At 34.5% G+C, this 20,818-nt stretch carries 17 protein-coding genes; 7 read left to right on the forward strand and 10 right to left on the reverse strand.

All coding sequences use genetic code 11. From position 1 onward, the window contains the following. Positions 1-65: 65 nt before the first annotated feature. The 3 genes from OZP07_RS10840 to recG all read right to left on the reverse strand — a co-directional run bounded on the left by OZP07_RS10840 (position 66) and on the right by recG (position 6,841). The gene (locus OZP07_RS10840) at positions 66-3,164 is read right to left on the reverse strand and encodes an efflux RND transporter permease subunit (protein ID WP_281638353.1); all 3,099 of its coding nucleotides are present in this window, start codon (positions 3,162-3,164) and stop codon (positions 66-68) included. 94 nt (positions 3,165-3,258) lie between these two features. Further along, positions 3,259-4,317 (reverse strand): efflux RND transporter periplasmic adaptor subunit, encoded by a 1,059-nt coding sequence (locus OZP07_RS10845; protein ID WP_194641802.1) that lies wholly within the window; start codon positions 4,315-4,317, stop codon positions 3,259-3,261. A 415-nt stretch (positions 4,318-4,732) separates the two neighbouring features. Then, positions 4,733-6,841, reverse strand: a complete 2,109-nt coding sequence (recG, locus tag OZP07_RS10850) for an ATP-dependent DNA helicase RecG (protein WP_281638354.1) — start codon at positions 6,839-6,841, stop codon at positions 4,733-4,735. 220 nt (positions 6,842-7,061) lie between these two features. Here recG and OZP07_RS10855 point away from each other — a divergent pair, with 220 nt between their 5' ends. Both OZP07_RS10855 and OZP07_RS10860 read left to right on the forward strand, forming a co-directional pair. Continuing rightward, the gene (locus tag OZP07_RS10855; RefSeq protein ID WP_194641800.1) at positions 7,062-7,607 is read left to right on the forward strand and encodes a DUF1697 domain-containing protein; all 546 of its coding nucleotides are present in this window, start codon (positions 7,062-7,064) and stop codon (positions 7,605-7,607) included. Positions 7,608-7,694: 87 nt separating this feature from the next. Then, entirely contained in the window at positions 7,695-8,135 is a 441-nt protein-coding gene (locus OZP07_RS10860; RefSeq protein ID WP_281638355.1) for a hypothetical protein, read from the forward strand. Positions 8,136-8,288: 153 nt separating this feature from the next. On the opposite strand, the gene OZP07_RS10865 is transcribed toward OZP07_RS10860, so the two are convergent. Continuing rightward, positions 8,289-9,020, reverse strand: a complete 732-nt coding sequence (locus OZP07_RS10865) for a Dph6-related ATP pyrophosphatase (RefSeq protein WP_281638356.1) — start codon at positions 9,018-9,020, stop codon at positions 8,289-8,291. A 103-nt stretch (positions 9,021-9,123) separates the two neighbouring features. Here OZP07_RS10865 and OZP07_RS10870 point away from each other — a divergent pair, with 103 nt between their 5' ends. Further along, on the forward strand, positions 9,124-11,187 hold the full coding sequence (locus OZP07_RS10870) for a M1 family metallopeptidase (RefSeq protein ID WP_281638357.1): 2,064 nt from the start codon (positions 9,124-9,126) through the stop codon (positions 11,185-11,187). Between the two features lie 80 nt (positions 11,188-11,267). Here OZP07_RS10870 and OZP07_RS10875 read toward each other — a convergent pair whose 3' ends face one another. Next, positions 11,268-11,789: a DUF7935 family protein gene (locus OZP07_RS10875; protein ID WP_194641796.1), complete on the reverse strand. Its 522-nt coding sequence runs from the start codon at positions 11,787-11,789 to the stop codon at positions 11,268-11,270. Positions 11,790-11,920: 131 nt separating this feature from the next. On the opposite strand from OZP07_RS10875, the gene OZP07_RS10880 reads away from it, so the two are divergent. Next, positions 11,921-12,688 (forward strand): sulfite exporter TauE/SafE family protein, encoded by a 768-nt coding sequence (locus OZP07_RS10880; RefSeq protein WP_281638358.1) that lies wholly within the window; start codon positions 11,921-11,923, stop codon positions 12,686-12,688. Positions 12,689-12,727: 39 nt separating this feature from the next. On the opposite strand, the gene OZP07_RS10885 is transcribed toward OZP07_RS10880, so the two are convergent. Together OZP07_RS10885 and OZP07_RS10890 are read right to left on the reverse strand one after the other, a co-directional pair. Continuing rightward, positions 12,728-13,582 carry an HNH endonuclease gene (locus OZP07_RS10885; RefSeq protein ID WP_194641794.1) on the reverse strand — a complete coding sequence of 285 codons (855 nt, stop codon included), beginning with the start codon at positions 13,580-13,582 and terminating at the stop codon, positions 12,728-12,730. Positions 13,583-13,613: 31 nt separating this feature from the next. Beyond that, positions 13,614-14,096: a hypothetical protein gene (locus OZP07_RS10890; protein WP_281638359.1), complete on the reverse strand. Its 483-nt coding sequence runs from the start codon at positions 14,094-14,096 to the stop codon at positions 13,614-13,616. A gap of 457 nt (positions 14,097-14,553) precedes the next feature. Between OZP07_RS10890 and OZP07_RS10895 the strand changes: the two genes are divergently transcribed. From OZP07_RS10895 to OZP07_RS10905, 3 genes are all read left to right on the forward strand, one after another. Next, positions 14,554-14,838, forward strand: coding sequence for a DUF1801 domain-containing protein (locus tag OZP07_RS10895; protein ID WP_281638360.1), 285 nt, complete (start codon positions 14,554-14,556; stop codon positions 14,836-14,838). A 286-nt stretch (positions 14,839-15,124) separates the two neighbouring features. Beyond that, positions 15,125-17,461 (forward strand): ATP-dependent helicase, encoded by a 2,337-nt coding sequence (locus OZP07_RS10900; protein WP_281638361.1) that lies wholly within the window; start codon positions 15,125-15,127, stop codon positions 17,459-17,461. Between the two features lie 90 nt (positions 17,462-17,551). Continuing rightward, positions 17,552-18,172, forward strand: a complete 621-nt coding sequence (locus OZP07_RS10905; protein WP_194641790.1) for an L-threonylcarbamoyladenylate synthase — start codon at positions 17,552-17,554, stop codon at positions 18,170-18,172. Positions 18,173-18,272: 100 nt separating this feature from the next. On the opposite strand, the gene OZP07_RS10910 is transcribed toward OZP07_RS10905, so the two are convergent. The 3 genes from OZP07_RS10910 to OZP07_RS10920 all read right to left on the reverse strand — a co-directional run bounded on the left by OZP07_RS10910 (position 18,273) and on the right by OZP07_RS10920 (position 20,755). Continuing rightward, positions 18,273-19,124 (reverse strand): OmpA/MotB family protein, encoded by an 852-nt coding sequence (locus tag OZP07_RS10910; protein WP_194641789.1) that lies wholly within the window; start codon positions 19,122-19,124, stop codon positions 18,273-18,275. Between the two features lie 71 nt (positions 19,125-19,195). Beyond that, positions 19,196-20,188 carry a glycosyltransferase family 2 protein gene (locus tag OZP07_RS10915; protein WP_281638362.1) on the reverse strand — a complete coding sequence of 331 codons (993 nt, stop codon included), beginning with the start codon at positions 20,186-20,188 and terminating at the stop codon, positions 19,196-19,198. 111 nt (positions 20,189-20,299) lie between these two features. Beyond that, positions 20,300-20,755, reverse strand: coding sequence for a type I restriction enzyme HsdR N-terminal domain-containing protein (locus OZP07_RS10920; protein WP_281638363.1), 456 nt, complete (start codon positions 20,753-20,755; stop codon positions 20,300-20,302). Positions 20,756-20,818 lie beyond the last annotated feature (63 nt).

The following is a 20,818-nucleotide window of genomic DNA, read 5'->3' on the forward strand; positions in this document are numbered from 1 at the left end:
AATCATTTGTCGTCAATTCTTTTCAGAACAATTCACAACTTTAACTTTTGTTCAAAATTTAAGATCTACGATTTGCTTTCTCTTTCATATTCTTCGATATGATCAAATTCTGGGTAATGTTTTCTGGCCTTGGACCACATCAGATAAATTGCAGGAATTACAAAAAGAGTCAATACCAAAGAGAAAATGGTTCCACCCACAATGACAACTCCCATTCCAATTCTGCTAGTAGAAGCTGCTCCTAATGACATTGCAATTGGTAATGCTCCTAAAGCAATAGCTAAGCTAGTCATTAAAATGGGACGCAGACGTGCTTCCGAAGCTTCTAAAATGGCTTCTAATTTTGGTTTTCCCTGTTCTCGTAACTGATTAGCAAACTCGACTATCAAAATTCCATTTTTGGTTACCAGTCCAATAAGCATTACCGTTCCAATCTGACTGAAAATATTCCAAGTCTGATTGAACAGCCAAAGAGAAAATAAAGCTCCTGCAACCGCCATTGGTACAGTCAAAATAATAATGAACGGATCTATAAAACTTTCAAATTGTGCTGCAAGAATCAAGAAAATCAATAATAATGCAAGTCCAAAAGCGAAAGAAGTATTCGAACTGCTCTCAACAAAGTCACGTGATTCTCCGCCTAAATCTGTGGTAAATGAATCGTCAAGCACTTTGGCTTTAATTTCGTTCATCACATCAATTCCGTCACTTATACTTTTTCCTGGAGCCAAACCAGCTGAAACCGTTGCCGACATGTACCTATTATTATGATACAGCTGCGGAGGATTGCTCTGTTCTTCAATAGTAACGACATTGTCCATCTGAATCAGTTCGCCTTTGTTATTTTTTACAAACATTGACGTTAAATCCAATGGTTTTGAACGGTCTTTTTGATCAAATTGTCCTATGACTTGGTATTGTTTTCCGTTTTTAATAAAATAACCAAAACGCTGACCGCTTAACGAAAGCTGCAGTGTCTGAGCAATATCCATAATAGAAATCCCAAGACTTTCTGCTTTTGCACGGTCAATACTTACATTTATTTCAGGTTTATTAAATTTTAAATTTACATCGGTAACAGAAAACACATCACTTTTGCCAACTTCGTCCATAAACAATGGAATTTTTTGGCGAAGTTTCTCAAAATTTGGAGCTTGAATAATATACTGAATAGGCAAGCCGCCACGTCTGTTTACCGCAATTGTAGCCTGCTGAAGGACTGAGGTTTTTGCATTGGGATATTTTTTTGTCCATTTTGACAGTTCATCAGCAATATCTTTTTGAGATTTTTTTCTTTCGTCAGGTCCTGATAATGAAAGCCTCACAAAACCGCTATTCGTTGCAGAAGCACCAAATCCAGGAGCAGTTATGACCAAACTTACTTTTTTCTCCGGAATCGAATCATCAACTAATTTTGATATTTCCTGCATGAAGCGATCCGTATATTCATAAGAAGAACCTTCAGGAGTCGTCATACGCATTGTTACCGAACTGCGATCGTCATAAGGTGCGGTTTCTTTTGGAAGAATGGTAAAAAACAAATAAATCAGCCCAAAACAAACAATCAGAATTGGGAAACTAATCCATTTTTTATTCATGAAACTTTTTAAAGATTCAGCATAACCACTATTTAGCTTTTCAAAAAACGGCTCCGTTTTAATATAAAATTTTGATTTTTTCTGTTCACCGCCTTTCATCAGATAGGCATTCAGCATTGGTGTTAAAGTCAAAGACACAAAAGCCGAAATTAATACTGCCGCTCCAATTACCACACCAAACTCCCGAAAGAGACGGCCGACAAAACCTTCTAAAAAGATTACAGGTAAAAATACCGCAGCTAAAGTCACCGAAATCGAAATTACAGCATAAAAAATTTCATTTGAGCCTTTGATAGCGGCTTCAATTGGCGACATTCCTTCTTCAACTTTTTTGAAAATATTTTCGGTAACAACGATACCATCATCAACAACCAAACCAGTTGCCAGAACAATAGCCAAAAGCGTTAATACATTTATCGAAAATCCAAAAAGCCACATAATGAAAAAAGTAGCAATTAACGAAACCGGAATATCTATTAAAGGCCTGAATGCAATTGCCCAGTCTCTAAAAAATAAATAAATAATAATGATTACTAAAAGAATTGAAATACCTAAAGTTTCTGCCACTTCAAGTACCGACTTTTTTACGAAAATAGTATTATCCAAAGCAATATTAAGTTTGATATCTTTGGGTAAATCCTTTTTTAAAGCAGTATATTTTTTGTAAAACTCTTTGGAAATATCCAAATAATTGGCACCTGGCATAGGAACAATGGCTAAACCAATTAAGGGCAGACCCGATTGAGTAAGCTGTGTCTCAATATTTTCTGGTCCTAATGAAGCATTTCCAACATCACTGAAACGAACAATTTTATCACCATCGGTACGAATAATGATATTGTTAAATTCCTCGGGGTTTGATAAATTACCAATTGTTTTTACAGTAAGCTCAGTATTATTTCCTGTCAATTTCCCAGAAGGCAATTCAACATTTTGGGCATTCAAAGCAGCGCGGACTTCGGCAACTGTACAGCCGTAAGATGCTAATTTTGAAGGATCAATCCATAAACGCATCGCATAACGTTTTTGCCCCCAAATTTGAACACCGCTCACTCCTGGAATCGTTTCTAAACGCTGTGAAATAACATTTTCGGCATAATCACTTAGTTCTAATGAACTTCTGGTATCACTTTGAACCGTCATCGAAATAATAGATTCACTATCTGCATCAGCCTTTGACACTACTGGCGGGGCATCTATGTCTTGAGGCAGACTTCTGACAGCTTGTGAAACTTTGTCACGAACGTCATTTGCAGCACTTTCAAGATCTTTATCCAAATTAAACTCGATTGTAATATTACTGCTTCCCTGATTACTTGAAGAAGTTATATTCCGAATTCCGTCAATAGCATTTACTGCTTTTTCAAGAGGCTCAGTAATTTGAGATTCTATGATATCAGAATTAGCTCCGGTATAGTTTGTCCTAATGGAAACTTGTGCCGGATCAATTGATGGAAATTCACGAACACCCAAAAAGCTGTACCCAATAAAACCGAATAATATAATAAGAAGATTTAGTACTATAGTTAAAACTGGTCTTCTTATACTTGTAGTTGATAAACTCATCTCTTTTTAATTATAAATTATGAGTTATGAATTATGAGTTATGAATTATAGTAATGATTGAAAAACTTATAATTCATAACTCATAACTTATAACTTACTTTACTGTAACTTTTATTGGAGCATCATTTTTAAGAGACATAACTCCGCTGGTAATTAAAGTATCCCCAGCCTTCAAACCTGAAAGAATTAAAATAGAGGCATCAGTCCTAGTAGTTGCTTCAACCATTACTTCTTTGGCTTTGCCCATATCAGAGATAAAGACTTTTTTACCTTCCTGAACTGGAACAATCGCTTCCGAAGGGACGACAATAGCATCTTTAATAATAGCTAACGGTAATTTTATATCAGCAAAAGTTCCTGGGAAAAGACCGCCGTCTATATTATCTGCAATGGCACGAACTTGTAAGGTGCGCGTAGCTACTTCAACTTCTGGTTCTATTGCGTATATTTTTGCAGTATATTTTTTTGCAGATCCTGAAACACTAAAATCTATAGTAGATCCTGATTTTATTTGGGAAGCATATTTTTCTGGGATAGAAAATGTAATTTTCAATTTTCCGGTATTTACCAATTTTGCGACTAAAATTGCTGGAGTAATATAAGTTCCCGGCGAAATAGAACGTAATCCTATTTTTCCTGAAAACGGAGCCTTAACAGCCGTTTTTGAAATTTGAGCTCTTATTAACTGCGTTTGGGCTTGAGCTGATTTATAATCGGCTCTTGAAATATCGTATTCTTCTTGACTGATGGCTTCTTTTTCGAGCAGTAATTTAGCTCTTCTGGCATTTTCAGCAGCTAAGCCTTCTTTGGTTACCGCTTGCTGCAGCTGTGCTTTTAATTCAATATCATTTACTTTGAATAAAACCTGTCCTTTATTTACGACAGAACCCTCATTGAAGTAAATGGCTTCTACAATTCCTGAAACTTCACTATGAATTTCGACCTGTTCATTAGCCTCAATAGAGCCTGATAAAGATAAATTATTATCAAAAGTAGCCGTTTTTACTACTTGCCCGATTACTATTATTGGAGAATCTTTACCGTTTTTATTTTTAGGTTCTTCATTTTTACTTTTATTTGAGATAATCCTATATGCTATAAAACTGCCAAATAGGATAATTAATAAGGCGTAAACAAGGTTTTTAATTTTCATTTTATAATTTTAAAAGTAATTTAATATATCTTTAGCAAAGGCAAAACAAATTTAGGCTTTAGAATTGTTAAAAGTGGAATTGTTAATTATTATTTAACGTTTGTACATACAAGTATTAAAATTTAGCCAAAAAGTTTCATCAAAAGAATTAGACTAAAGAAATATGATAAGGTTTAATTGAGTTTTTAAAACCATTAAACACCTTGAAATCAAACATCTGACTATCTAACAAACAACTTTTTTTATTTCATAAAAAATGCTCTCAACTTAGCCGATAGAAATATTCTGCACATTCTATTCTATATTGGGTCACAGATAAAACAAATTGAACAGATTAACACAGATTTATAAAAAACTTTGTTTGTTTACTTTCTATTGGTGTCTCAGTAACTTAGTATCTCAGAAACTTAACAACTTAACTAATGTAATTCCAAATATTCTTCTTTTTGGTCAATTCAATAAAAACAGCTTTCAAGATAGCGTTTTCAGGTTTTTGCAAAGGAGCGTCATCCTTAAGGATTTTTATTGCATAGTTTCGTGCCAAAAGCAAAATCTCTTTGTCTTTCACAATATCAGCAATTTGAAGATTAAGTACACCGCTTTGCTGAGTTCCCATCAAATCACCAGGACCGCGGAGTTTGAGATCCACTTCGGCAATTTCAAAACCGTCATTAGTATTAACCATTGTTTCCATACGAGTTTTACTGTCGCTGGATAATTTGAACGATGTCATCAAAATGCAATAACTCTGATCGGCACCACGACCGACACGCCCGCGCAGCTGATGCAATTGCGATAATCCGAAACGTTCGGCACTCTCAATAATCATCACGCTTGCATTCGGTACATTTACACCGACTTCTATAACCGTTGTAGCAACCATAATATTGGTTTTTCCTTCAGAAAAGCGTTTCATTTCTTCGTCTTTGTCGGCAGCTTTCATTTTTCCGTGAAGAATCGAGACAGAATACTGAGGCAGCGGAAAATCACGAGCAATACTTTCATAACCATCCATCAAATCCTTATAATCCATTTTTTCGGACTCTTGAATCAGCGGATAAACGATGTATATTTGACGTCCTTTGGCAATTTCATCCCGAATAAATTTCCAGACTTTCAATCGATTAGAATCAAAACGATGTACGGTCTGAATAGGTTTTCTACCTGGAGGCAGTTCGTCTATAACTGAAATATCCAAATCACCATATAAACTCATCGCCAGAGTTCGCGGAATAGGGGTGGCTGTCATTACCAAAATATGAGGCGGTATTGTATTTTTCTTCCACAGCTTGGATCGCTGTTCTACACCAAAACGATGTTGTTCGTCAATTACTGCCAAACCCAAATTTTGGAATTTTACTTTGTCTTCCAATAAGGCGTGCGTGCCGATAAGTATCTGCAAAGTTCCGTTTTCTAGTTCTTCGTGGATAATACGTCTTGCTGCAATTTTGGTAGAACCAGTAAGTATCTTTATATTAATATTTAACGATTTTGCTAATTCAGACAAACCTATAAAATGCTGATTGGCCAATATCTCAGTTGGAGCCATCAAGCAGGCCTGAAAACTGTTATCCATTGCCAGCAGCATACTCATAAAGGCAACAATAGTTTTTCCAGAACCCACATCTCCCTGCAGCAATCGGTTCATTTGAGCATTGCTGCCCATGTCGGTACGGATTTCTTTTATTACCCTTTTTTGTGCGTTTGTCAATTCGAAAGGAAGATGATTTTGATAAAATTCATTAAAAAATTCACCCACTTTCGAAAAAGGATGCCCTTTTATTTTATGCTTCTGAATTAGATTCTTCGTTATCAGCTGCAGCTGAATAAAGAACAGTTCTTCAAATTTTAAACGGAATTGAGCTTTCGCCAAAATCGCAGCACTTTTTGGAAAATGGATATTGAATAAAGCCGCATTTTTAGGAATCAGCTTTAATTCATTTGTCAGATAAGAAGGTAAAGTTTCGCTGAATAATGCCTGTGTTTCCATAAACAGCTGCTGCATCATTTTATTTACCACCCGATTTGTAATTCCTCGGTTCGCCAGTGTTTCAGTCGATGGATAAACGGGCTGCATAGCCGAACGGAGACTTTTTTGGTGTTCGCTTAATAGTTCAATTTCGGGATGCGCCATGCTGTAATTACTGCCGTATTGGGAGCATTTTCCAAAAATAACACAGACTTCATTGAGCTTTAAACTTTCTTTAATCCATTTCTGCCCCTGAAACCAATTGAGTTCCATTTGCCCAGTATCATCCACGAATGTGGCAACCAATCGCTTTTGGTTTTTACCAAATTCGACTGTTTTAATATTAATGATTTTACCAATAATCTGCACTTCGGCAATATTATTCTGCAGTTCATTAATCTTATAATAACGAGTTCGGTCAATATATCTATTCGGAAAAAAATTTACCAAATCCCCATATTTGAATATCCCCAATTCCTTGCGCAGCAATGCGCCCCGAGTGGGGCCAACACCTTTGAGGTATTCTATGGGAGTTTCTAAGAGATTATTGGACATTTGATTTTAGATTGCAGATTTTAGATTTTTAGAAAATAGAGTAAAGAATATAGAAAATAGATTTTCCGAATTTGAATTTCATGTTTTTAGGTCTATTTTCTTTATTCTATTTTCTTTTCTCTTTTTAAGAAAGCGAAGATAGCTGTTTGTTTGTAAATTTGAAAATGGGTTTGTTTAGGAAATTGTACTATAAAATTATAGCTTTGAAAAAAATAATAAAATGACAACCCATCTCGCACTCCTTCGTGGCATCAACGTATCAGGCCATAACCTGATAAAAATGGACGCTCTGAAAACAGCTTTGGAAAACATTGGTTTTCAAAATGTACAGACTTATATTCAATCCGGAAATGTTTTTGTGGATACCGATGAAGAAAACGGAGCAGCTGTCGGTTTCAAAATCAAGCAGGAAATTTTCAAAACTTTTGGACATGAAGTACCTGTAGTAGTGATTAGTAAAACAGATTTAGAAAACTGTTTTAAAAACAATCGTTTCCTGACAGAAAAAGAGGCAGATATAAAAAAACTCTACGTCGCTTTTGTTTCCATTGCTCTGCGAAACGACCATATAAATGACTTAAAGATGAGTCAGGTAAAACCGGATGAAGCGCACATAGATGAAAGCAGAATCTACATTAAATACGCCGTAGGTGCTGGAAAAACCAGATTCGACCAAAAATACATCGAAAAAAAACTAAATGTAACCGCTACAATAAGAAATTGGAATACTGTCACACAATTGCTTAAACTGTATGAGGAAAGATAAATTTATCTTTTTAAAAAAAAAATTGCAATCGAACGCAACTATTTATAAAAAAGTAAATCTATTAAGTAACGCAAAAAAACAAAAAAAATGAAACAGTTTATAATCGCAGTTACTTTGTTTTTCTTTTTTACTTCATGTTCAAAAGATAATGATGAAAACACAAATACAGCTGATAGTTATCTTGGTAAATGGACATTGATAAAAATGTCTGGTACTGTGTTTAATTCCGAAACTACCGGAAATGCAATGGAATACCAAGAATTCTATGTATTTAGCGATAACGGTACATTTACCAAAATTAGAAATAAAAATACTGTTCAGACAACGGCAGCAGGAACATATATTGTTAAAAATATTCAAGAAGGAACGTATTTAGAATTAACATATTCAGCTTCCAGCGAAATTATCGGAAGCTGTTATGGCAATTTAAAAGAAGAACTTCATTTTTCTGATAAAAATACTCTGTCAAGTACATGGAGAATATGCGATGGCCCTGGATTAGATTATCAAAAGATTATAATATACTAATTAATACTTATATCAGCATTTTGTTTATAATTTGAACATTTGGTTAATTTTCAATTATGAAACACTCGAAAAGAGAACTCTAAAGTTTATTGACTTTATTGTTCTCTTTTTTTCATGTCTTTTTCTAATAAATTCTATTTTGATTTGATATATTTAAACCAAATCACAATACCAAAATCCGTAATCAAAAGCGTCCGATGCTGAAGTATCACAAGCAGTATCGGAGGAATCTTCTTCTTTTGGCTTTTCATATTTGCGGTAAACTACTTCGCCAACTTCAAATTCGATCGGTTTACTGAAAATTGGTCCATCAAAAGTAAAAGTATGAAATTCCCCGTTTTCACCGCAAACATCAACATTTTCGGGTAAATCATTAATAAAATCCTGATCAATTACACGGCCTACAAAACTTTTGTCCAAAAATCGTTCGTTAACACAAACCACAATCGTTTTGAATCCCAATGCAATAAATTCCTGAATTAAATCTGAAGTTGGAATTTTCCAAAGCGGGAACACACCTTTAAAACCTATTTCGGCTAATTTATCTTCTCTGTATTTACGCAGATCTTCCAGAAAAATATCTCCAAAAATAGAGTGAGTAACACCTTGTCCTTTCAATTTAGAAAGAGTTGTCTCCATTACTGCTTCGTATACTTCCATCGTTGGCATTTCTGGAATCAGCATAATTTCGAGCGGTAATCCAATGCTCTCAGCTTGTAATTTCAGTAATTCAACCCGAACGCCATGCATCGAAATACGCTGAAACTGCTGATTGACACTGGTTAATAAACAACTGATTTCGTATTGATCAGTTTGCAGTGTTTTGTATAATGCTAAAGCAGAATCTTTTCCGCTGCTCCAATTAAATAGGGCTTTCTTTTTCAATGTTCTTGTATTGGTTTATTTCGGAAGTAAACTTACAACTTATGTCCGATTTGTTTCTTAAACCTTTGTAACTTTGGATAACTTAAGCATCAAATTTATTTTAATGAAATACCTTTTCCTGTTTTTATCTGCATTTGCATTCGCACAGCAAACCAAATCGGTAGATTTTAAAACCGCTGATGGCAGCATTTCCATTAATCCAGACAGTAAAAGTATTTCTGGTACTATAACCTATACATTTGAAGTATTAAAGCCTATTGATACCATCAAAATTGATGCGCAGAACATGACTTTTTCGGGAGTAGAACTGAATCATCATAGCATTACATTTACAACTAACGGAAAAGAACTGCTCTTGATTTACCCGTTCCAAAGAGGGAAAAATTTCGTTCAGTTTTCATACGATGCAAAACCAAAGCAAACGATGTATTTTACAGGTTCCGAAGCAACAGATAATTTACAGATTTGGACGCAGGGACAAGGAAAATATACCAGTCATTGGTTTCCGAGTTTTGATGATGTCAATGAAAAAGTAATTTTTAATATGGAAATTGCTTTTGAATCAAAATATCAAGTTGTGTCGAATGGTATTTTAAAAAGCATCCAAACAGCTAATAATAGTACACATTGGAAATACCAAATGCAAAAACCAATGAGTTCTTATTTACTAATGCTAGCCATTGGTAAATATGAAAAAAACACACTGAAAGCAAAATCTGGAATTCCATTAGAATTGTATCTTGATCCAAAAGACATAAGCAGACAAGAACCAACCTACCGCTATTCCAAAGAAATATTTGACTTTCTGGAAAACGAAATAGGAGTAAAGTATCCTTGGAAAATCTATCGCCAAATTCCGGTTTCAGAGTTTCTGTATGCTGGCATGGAAAATACGAGTTCAACATTATTTGCAACCCGATACGTAGTTGACAGCATTGGTTTTGAAGACCGAAGTTATACTAATGTCAATGCGCATGAACTCGCACATCAATGGTTTGGTGATTTAGTTACTGCCAAAAGCGGAAAAGATCATTGGCTACAGGAAGGATTTGCAACCTATTATGCTTTATTGGCAGAACGATCAATCTATGGAGATGATTATTTTTATTCCAAGTTATATGAGTCATCACTACAATTAAAACAAGCCTCCAAAACCGATACCATTCCGGTGCTGAATCCTAAAGCGAGTTCGTTGTCTTTTTACCAAAAAGGAGCTTGGGCACTGCATGTTTTACGCGAAGCAATAGGCGAGAAAGCTTTTAAAAAAGCAGTAAAGAATTATATTCTGAAATATTCCTGTCAAAACGTGACAACTCAAGATTTCTTTAATGAAATCAAAAAAGTATCAAACTATGATTTGATAAATTTTAGCAAAGTATGGCTGGAATCATCTGATTTCAACAGTACCATTGCTAATGAGTTATTAGCAAAAAATAACGCGATGAAAATTGTGCTGGAAGTAAACAAACTTAGAAGCAAACCAATCATAGAAAAGTATGATTTCTTCGAAAAAACATTAAAATCTGATGTGTACCACAGTGTGAAAGAAGCAATTGTCGGGCAGCTTTTCAAAGAGAAGTTTGAAGATAAAAAACAGTTATTACGATTGGCGCTGCAAACCCAAAACATACAAATAAGACAGGCGGTGGCAAGTACACTTCAAAAAATACCAGAAGAGTTCAGAACTGATTATGAAACATTGCTTGATGACAAATCCTATCAGACTCAGGAATTAGCTTTATATAATTTATGGAATAACTTTCCCAGCAAGAGAGTTGAATATTTATCAAAAACAAAAGACTGGATAGGATTTAACGATTATAATTTAAGGATTCTATGGCTGTCTTTGGCTGTTTCTACTCCAGAATATGATGCCAATAAAGAAACCTGTATTCAAGAATTAGTAAATTATTCTTCAACTAAATATGAAGCCACAACCAGACAAAATGCTTTAGAATACTTATTGAATTTCAAAATTATTAATGAAGAAATTTTAAAAAATTTAGTGAATGCCACCACGCATCATATGTGGCAATTTTCTAAATTTGGAAGAGACAATATTCGATTATTATTAAAAAACACTGAAATCAGAGGTGCATTTCAGACCCTCTTGCCTGATTTAAATGAAAAAGAACAATTCCAATTGAATAGATTACTCAAAGAATAGCAAATTAAAATAAAAAAAGCTAAGTCTCTAAGACCAAAATCTTAGCAACTTAACTTCTCTGAATCATATAAATTCAAAAACTACCACATCTGGCTTACTTCTTTTTTAATATATCCCAAAGCGGCATTACTAGGAGTCTGTTTGTCCAGTAAATCATTTAATAGTGCTTCTCTCAATTGATCCGCATTAGTAACAGCTTCACTCAAAGCTCCTTTTCGAATCATCTGAATAGTAGCATTTTTTGCAGTTGTTATAATCGTCCAGCATTCATCTGTCATATAGATCTGCTGTGCCAGATTGTGTTCAAATTCTTGGTCAATCTGTGCTATGATAAAATTGGCGTAATCAGTTTTATCAGCAGAAATTGGCGAAATTCTAATCAATAAATTAGAAAGACTGATGCGTTCCAGAAACAAAGTCATACGCTCATATGCCTGCAAACGCAGTGGCATTGAGTTTTTCTGACCTTCTTTCATTAATAAATAACGGCGCCTTCCTTCTTCGTTTTTTGTATGTAAATTAAAAAAATAATAGGCAACCGCCCCAGTGATAATGGCAGGCAGGGTATAGCTAAGCAATTCGATCATTTTTGATAAATCCATTTTGTTTTCGTTTTAAAAAGAGCAAAAATAATCTTTTTGAAACTAAATCAAAGGCAAATTTTCGCAATAATAAAAAGCGGAATAGTATTTTTGCAAGTTCAAAAACTAGAATAAAAAAATATAAAAAATCAATGGAAACCTACATTATTGTATTACTATGCTTAGCAGCTTTTTTTGCGGGATTTATTGATGCCATTGTAGGCGGAGGCGGGCTTATACAAACACCTGCAGGTCTAATTCTTCTGCCTAATCTGCCGGTATCAACAATAATAGGAACCTTAAAAATACCAGCTTTCAGCGGAACTTCATTTGCAGCTTACCAGTATTTAAAAAAAGTTACTCTCGATAAAAAGATTTTGATAATCATGATGCTTTTGGCATTTCCGGCAGCGTTTTGGGGATCAACAGTCTTAACTTATGTGAGCAATGATTTTATGAAGCCGCTATTACTTGCAGTCTTATCATTATTAGCTATTTACACCTATGCCAAGAAAAATTTTGGACAGCATCAGGTTAGAAATATTTCGGCAAAGACTCAAATTCTTAATGCATTAGGAATCAGTTTCATAGTTGGATTTTATGACGGTTTTATAGGTCCCGGCACGGGAAGCTTTCTTGTTGTTGCTTTCATCGCCATAATGGGATTTGACTTTCTGCACGCTTCTGCCAATGCCAAAATGGTCAATCTGGCAACCAATTTTGGTTCTATCTGTTTATTTTTTCTCAAAGGAAAAATTATTTGGGCAATTGCCTTGCCCATGGCAGCCAGCAATGCGATAGGAGGGTGGCTGGGTGCCAAACTAGCCATTAACAGAGGAAATAAATTTATCCGAATCTTCTTTTTGGCAGTTGTAATCGGTACACTTATACGCTTTGCCTACGATGTCTTTTTCAAATAATCAAAGATTACCTTTTTGGGGGTTAAGTTAAGGCTTTTTTTAGTGCGATGTCTTTCCATAATGTGCTTTTCTATGGCAGTTTGGACAAAGTGCGATTGTGTTTTCAACAGTATCTTCTCCATCTTCAGCTAATGGTTTAATGTGATGTACTTCTAAATATGGTAAATTGTCAGAGTCTTTTAAAAACGGAGCGTTTTTATTGCATTTTTCGCAAACTCCTTTTGCTCTTTCTAAAACTTCTACAATTACATATTGATTTCGATTAAATACTGTTTGTGTTACAACTGTTTTTGTTGGTTTCGGATTAGATTTAGCTAATATTTCTTGTCTTTTCTTTTTTGATACTTCATTAGCTTTTTTAACTTTTTCTTGAAATTCAGTTTCAATTTCATAAGCCGATTTTAAAGGAATAAAGTGTTTTTCTATTCCAAAAAAATCTGAAAGTAAAATTTTGTTTTTAGCAATATGGTCTTTGTGTGCAGTTACTATTTTATTTTCGAAAATCCTGTCAGTAGCATTTTTAAAACTTTCCCAAATTTCAGCTCTGTTTATTAAAATTTGTATATTATTATAGTCCTCTGTTTCTAACCAAAAAAGAGGTTCTGAAAAATTCTTCGTTGATTTAACAATTCTACTTTGTGAGTTTGGAATATCTGTAAATTGTTTGTCCAAGAGCAACCAAATTACGCCTACTTTCGTATAAGCAATAAAGAAAATACCACCTGTCAATAATGAAATACTGTAATCGTTTGTCCCAAAAAGTGATTTTTCCGGATGAGATGTGTTAATAAATGATTTTTCAAAAAAGTCAATAAGATCAGTTTGAAAAGGCTTAATTTTCCTTTTTTTGTCTGTCCAAATTAATATTTCTTTTTTCCAATCGAAATCTGTCATTTTTTGTTTTTTTTTCAGGCTGACCGCCAACTTATTTATTAGCACAGTCTACCTCAGAAAATTTATATTTCACTTTTTCAAAATCGATAGGTTTATCTTTTGCAAAATAAGAACGTCCTAGATATGTTTCGATTTTTCCACTGCCTAGAATCAGTTCACTTCCGTGCTTTAAGAATGCCATCGGATTTTTGAATGTTACTTTTTCATTTGTTCCCTGAATAAACGAATAATCGGCAAACAATGTATCACCACGGAATTCCCCGATTATTTTACCAATTTTGTCTGGCATATTCTCGATTTTCATTACCATGTCACCATTTATCTTTCCATTCTTCAGTGTATTGACTGTCAAATTAATTGTATCGTTTTCATACAATGATTTATAGCAAGCTGTGCTTATTATTTTTTCAGCTTGTGCTTTGGACGCTTCAGCTTCTTTTGGATTTTTATCATTTTTACAGCTTTGGAATCCAATACAAGTTAACAGCAAAAAAAACAAACCTAGATTTTTCATAGTAATAAACTTTTTAGTTAATAATTACGGCAATAGCGTTTGCTAATATAGTAATAAATAGCCTGATTAATACCAATTAATACCAATTAATATCTTATATTTAGCTAATAATTGTCTCTGCAAAATACCACCATTAGAACTTTATAAAAAACGATATGTCCAAAATAAAACAGTTGAAACAGAAAATAGCGTTGCCGATTTTTTGGCTTCCATAAGTAATGTAAAGAGATGGGAAGACTGCGGACTAATTATTGATTTATTGGTCTCAAATAGAGTTTAAAACTATGCACTTTCAGTGCATCCCGCTTTAGCTTCTAAAAAAGTTTTTGCCACAGATTTTAAAATCATTTTTTATCTATGAATCTGTGGCAAAATTTTATCAATTTTCGCAATCCAACCTTGTAGACTTTCAGTCTGTAGTGGTTTATTAAACAGACAATCTGGTTTTGCTCCCAAAATGTGGGGAACTGGCATTGTTGGATTTGGTATTTACAATTATAAATATGAAAGCGGTTATGAGGGAAATGCACCGCTTTCAGGACTTGCTTCAAGAAAAAATGCTCTTACAATTTATCTCGCTTCTGATTTTGAAGAGAAAGGAATACTGCTTTCGCAATTGGGAAAATATAAAACCAGTAAAGCATGTTTGTACATTCAAAAAATAGAGGATATTGATATTATGATATTGGGTGAATTAGTACAAAAATCAATTTCCCGAATTAAGGAATTATATCCGAATTGATATTTTTTGTTTCTTCAATATTAATTTTTCTCAATTAAAGTTAAATCCTCTGGATCTGCAGTATCCCGCGTGAGGGACGGAAGCAGGTTACCGAAGTAACGCGGACTGCCCGACCGCAATAGAGAAAGGGGCGAATAAAGACATTCATAAATCAGCCCCTTTCTCTATTGTGGTCACGCCCAAATGATTTTAAACCGCAGATTGCTGATTTTGGTCAGCAGAATTATGTTAAGGCTCGTTTATTCATTCATAAATCCTTATTTTTGCATCAAACAGTAGTTATTTCATGCAAAAATATATAGAACAGCTTAACGAAGCTCAGCGCGAACCTGTATTGCAAAAAGATGGTCCTATGATTATTATTGCGGGTGCAGGCTCCGGAAAAACTCGTGTACTCACCATTAGAATTGCTTATTTGATGCATCAGGGCATTGACCCTTTCAATATTTTGTCCCTTACTTTCACCAATAAGGCGGCGAGGGAAATGAAAAAACGTATCTCGGATATTGTGGGAACCAGCGAAGCCAAAAATCTTTGGATGGGAACGTTTCACTCTGTTTTTGCGCGAATCCTGCGTTCCGAAGCGGAGCATTTAGGTTATCCGTCAAACTTTACAATTTATGATTCGCAGGATTCTCTGCGTGCTATTTCGGGTATTATTAAAGAGTTGCAGCTGGATCGTGATGTATACAAACCAAAACAGGTTTTGGGCAGGATTTCAAACTTTAAAAACAGCTTGATTACCGTAAAAGCCTATTACAATGACCCCGATTTACAGGAAGCGGATGCGATGAGTAAAAAACCTAGAATGGGCGAAATTTATCAGCATTATGTAGATCGCTGTTTCAAATCGGGCGCAATGGATTTTGATGATCTGTTATTAAAAACCAATGAACTGCTGACTCGTTTTCCAGAAGTTTTGGCTAAGTACCAGAACCGTTTTCGCTACTTATTGGTGGATGAGTACCAGGATACGAACCATTCACAATATTTGATTGTTCGCGCTTTGTCTGATAAATTTCAGAATATTTGTGTAGTAGGGGATGATGCGCAGAGTATTTATGCTTTTCGCGGAGCAAATATCAATAACATCCTAAACTTCCAGAAAGATTATGAGGGTGTGAAAACTTTTAGGCTGGAACAAAATTACCGCTCAACCAAAAATATTGTGGAAGCGGCCAACACTATTATTGATAAAAATAAAGTAAAACTGGACAAGGTGGTTTGGACCGCCAATGATTTTGGTCCAAAAATCAAAGTACATCGAAGTATTACCGATAATGAAGAGGGACGTTTTGTTGCCGCTACCATTTGGGAGCAAAAAATGAATCATCAGCTCAACAATGGTGCTTTTGCAATTCTATACCGTACTAATGCGCAGTCCAAAGCTATGGAAGATGCATTACGAAAAAGAGATATTCCATATCGTATTTACGGAGGTTTGTCTTTTTATCAAAGAAAAGAAGTTAAAGATGCGCTGTGTTATTTAAGACTAGTACTTAACCCGAAAGATGAGGAAGCTTTAATCCGTGTAATCAACTATCCGGCCAGAGGAATCGGGAATACAACTATTGAGAAACTGACAATCGCTGCCAATCATTATAAGCGTTCAATTTTTGAAGTAATGCAGAACATTGAACGGATTGATTTAAAACTGAATTCAGGAACCAAACAGAAGCTTTTGGATTTTGTTACAATGATTCAGAGTTTTCAGGTGATTAATGAAAATCAGGATGCTTTTTATGTTGTAGAACATGTTGCGAAAAAAACAGGATTAATTCAGGAATTAAAAAAAGACGCTACTCCTGAAGGAATGGCCCGAATTGAAAATATCGAACAATTGCTGAATGGTGTTAAAGATTTCATCGAAGGCCAAAAAGAAGTTGACGGAGCTGTCGGCTCATTATCTGAATTCATGGAAGATGTAGCTCTTGCAACCGATTTAGATAAAGACACCAGCGATGAAGACCGTGTGGCCTTGATGACGATTCACTTAGCCAAAGGTCTTGAATTTCCGCATGTATTTGTAGTGGGAATGGAGGAAGATTTGTTCCCTAGCGCCATGAGTATGAGTACCCGAAGCGAACTGGAAGAAGAACGCCGATTGTTTTATGTAGCTTTGACCCGTGCGGAGCATCAGGCGTACTTAACTTATTCGCAATCGCGTTACCGCTGGGGAAAATTAACTGATAGCGAGCCTTCTCGCTTTATTGAAGAAATAGACCCGCAATATTTGGAATATCTTACGCCGGCAGAAAGCAATTACCGTTTTAAACCAATGATTGACAGCGATATTTTTGGAGATGTGGATAAATCCAAATTGCGTCTTGCAAAACCAATAGGAAGTACACCGCCAAAACAAATTACTGATAATCAGCCTAAACCAGATGCTAATATCCGAAAACTAAAACCAGTTTCTGGAAACAGCCCTGCGAATGGAAGTGCCAATTTATTTGACAATACTTTGGTTCCTGGAAATGTTGTAATGCACGAACGCTTTGGGAAAGGTCAGGTAATCAACCTGGAAGGTGTTGGTGCTGATAAAAAAGCAGAAATTAAATTTGAAGTAGGAGGATTAAAGAAATTATTGCTGCGTTTTGCAAAATTGGAGATCATTGGATAAAAATATTATTTCAGTTTTCATCCCGAACAGATCTAAACAGTTAAACTTTTAAGCTATTAAACTATTTTTAAGTTCTAAACCAAAAATGACATGGCACAAATAATAAAAATATATCCCGATAAACCAAATGAAGCAGCTATTGCCAAAGTGGTAAAAGTACTTCAGGATGGAGGATTAGTGATTTATCCAACCGATACTGTTTATGGATTGGGCTGTGATATTACTAATTCCCGCGCCCTTGAAAAAATAGCAAAAATAAAAGGAGTGAAACTGGAAAAAGCAAATTTCTCTTTTATCTGCCACGATTTGAGCAATTTGTCTGATTATGTAAAGCAAATAGATACCTCAACTTTTAAAATTCTTAAAAGAGCATTACCCGGCCCATATACTTTTATCCTTCCAGGAAATAATAACCTGCCAAAAGAATTTAAAAAGAAAACCACAGTCGGTATCCGTATTCCCGATAATTCCATTGCCTTAGAAATTGTACGCCAATTAGGAAATCCAATTGTTTCAACGTCTATTAGGGATGAAGATGAAGTAATTGAATACACCACAGATCCAGAACTTATTTTTGAAAAATGGCAGAATTTGGTTGATATGGTTATTGATGGAGGTTATGGAGATAATATCGGCTCAACTATAATTGATTTATCAGGCGATGAACCAATCGTTGTGAGAGAAGGAAAAGGAGATATTGATATTATATAACTTTTATTTAAAATCAGGAGTCAAATTATATTGAACCAAAAAATTAAAACATAAAAAAAACGCTTCGAAAATCTCGAAGCGTTTTTTTATGAACTATACCTTATTTTTGAACTGGTGCTGCTCCTGGCTGTTTTTTCATTTCTTTTTCAACCATATCATAGAACTGGTCTATTTTTGGCATAACGTAGATACGTGTTCTTCTGTTTTTAGATTTATTTTCAGGAGAATCATTTGGTACCAATGGAACGTATGAACTTCTGCCTGCTGCAATTAATTGAGCTGGATTAACCTTTAAATCATTAGATAAAATACGGATAATAGCAGTAGAACGTTTTACACTCAAATCCCAGTTATCAATTAAACAAGCATTTCCTTTAAGTACATCAGTATCAGTGTGGCCTTCAACCATACATTCAAAATCAGGTTTGTCGTTTACAACTTTTGCAACTTTAGTCAAAACTCCTTTTGCTTTGTCGCTTACTTCATAACTACCGCTTTTAAAAAGCATTTTATCAGAGATAGAGATGAAAACCACTCCTTTGTCAACATTGATTTCAATGTCCTGATCATCCAGTCCTACTACAGATTTTAAGCTGGTAACAACTGCAAGCGTAACACTGTCTTTTTTAGTTAAAGCATCCTGCATTCTGCTGATTTTCAAATCTTTTTCTTTGATAGATTCTAATGCTTTTTCAATATTTTCAGCACCTTTAGTTGACAGAATCGTCATGTCTTTTGAAGTAGAAATCAAATGCTGATTCGTTTCTTTTAATCCATCTACAGTCGCTTTAAGACCTGCTTTTTCTTCTAAACAAGAATTTAATTTTACAGTACAAGAATTTAATAAATCTTGTGTTTCCTTGTTTTTAGCTTCCAGAGCTGCGTATTCTTTTTTAGACACACAAGATGTAAGGAGTGCTAAAGCGGATAGTGTAATCATTATTTTTTTCATAGATCTCATGTTTAATTAAACGTGTTTTACAAAGTTAGTTTTTAAATGTTAATTTTAAATATAAATTATTGTTAAATTAGGTCAGCAAAAATCGTGCCACCCTTAACATAATATCCATAAACGATGCTTTCCGTTTTAAAGTATATTTCAGTCTGATTATTTTCTCTTTTTTTATAATTTTTAAAAAACAGCCTATAAAAAGAAAAATGTGCTCGTATAACTGCCCAGCAATGAATAAATTGACTTGAAAATACAAATTTAACTCCAGCCACACCGTCTAAAAGCATTCTGATAAAAATCACTTGAAAGAGTTGTTTTTGAGGAAGATTTTTTGTTAACATCAACAGTGAATTTCTAAAATTCAAGAACGTTTTCTGCGGATTTGCCTGTTTCAAAGTAGCTCCTCCAACATGGTAAACTACTGCCCCTGAATTGTATTTAATATCGTACCCTCTATTAACAGCCCTCCAGCATAAATCAATTTCTTCCTGATGCGCAAAAAAATCTTCGTCAAAACCTTTTAACTCTTTATAAACTGAACTTCTGATAAAAAAACAGGCTCCAGATGCCCAAAATATATCTGTCTTATCATTGTACTGCCCATTATCCTTTTCCAGAGTATCAAAAATACGTCCTCTGCAGAACGGATAACCAAACTTATCAATAAAACCGCCGCCTGCGCCCGCATATTCAAAATAATCTTTCTTTTTGAAATCTAATATTTTTGGCTGAATAATTGCCGTTTTGGGTTCTGCTTCAAAAGTCTCTAATATCGGCTGCAGCCAATTCTCAGTCACTTCTATATCCGAATTTACCAAAGCATAAATTTCTGCATCAATATGTCCCAAAGCTTCATTATAACCGCCTGCAAAACCCTTATTGGTTTTATTCTGAACAATTTTTACAGAAGGATAATTATTTTTTACAAATGCTACCGATTCATCTGTTGAGGCATTATCTGCAACATAAACAGCTGCTTCAGGCGAATATTGAATTACGGAAGGTAAAAATTGTTCTAATAATTTCACACCATTCCAATTGAGTATAACTACGGCTATTTTCATTTAGACTTCTTAGATTCTTAGACTTTTAGATTGTTAGATTTTTGGATTCTTAGATTATTGCGCTATCGATTTTAGACTCTAACAATCTATAAAGTCTAAGAATCCAATAATCTAAACTTCCAAATCCTTATAATTTGGCAGTTCTTTCAAAAACTCATATTTCTCATTTTCGAAATCCATCAGACAAAAATAATGATTTAGTCCATTGGTCACCATCAAAAATTGGGCTTCCATGGTCATATTATATCTTGCAATCTGATCAAAAACTGCCTGAGATATTTTTACTTCGGGAGCTTTGCATTCGATCAATATAAAAATTGTTCCGTTTGGATTAAAAACAACGACATCATAACGCTTTCGCAAACCGTTGACCATTAAAACTTTTTCAACATTAATAAGCGATTTTGGACATTTTTTTTGTTCCAATAAAAAGCGGACTACATGCTGGCGAACCCATTCTTCGGGCGTGAGAATGATGAATTTTTTCCTAATTTCGTCGAAAATAGACACTTTATTTTCGCTATTTTTGAAACGAAAAACATAAGAAGGAAAATTGAGTTTTTGCATGAGGCAAAAGTATAATTTTTTGAAAATAGAAAAAAGAGAAAAGATGATAGACGCGATAAAAGA

Source organism: Flavobacterium marginilacus, assembly GCF_026870155.1.
GTDB classification, from domain to species: Bacteria; Bacteroidota; Bacteroidia; order Flavobacteriales; family Flavobacteriaceae; genus Flavobacterium; species Flavobacterium marginilacus.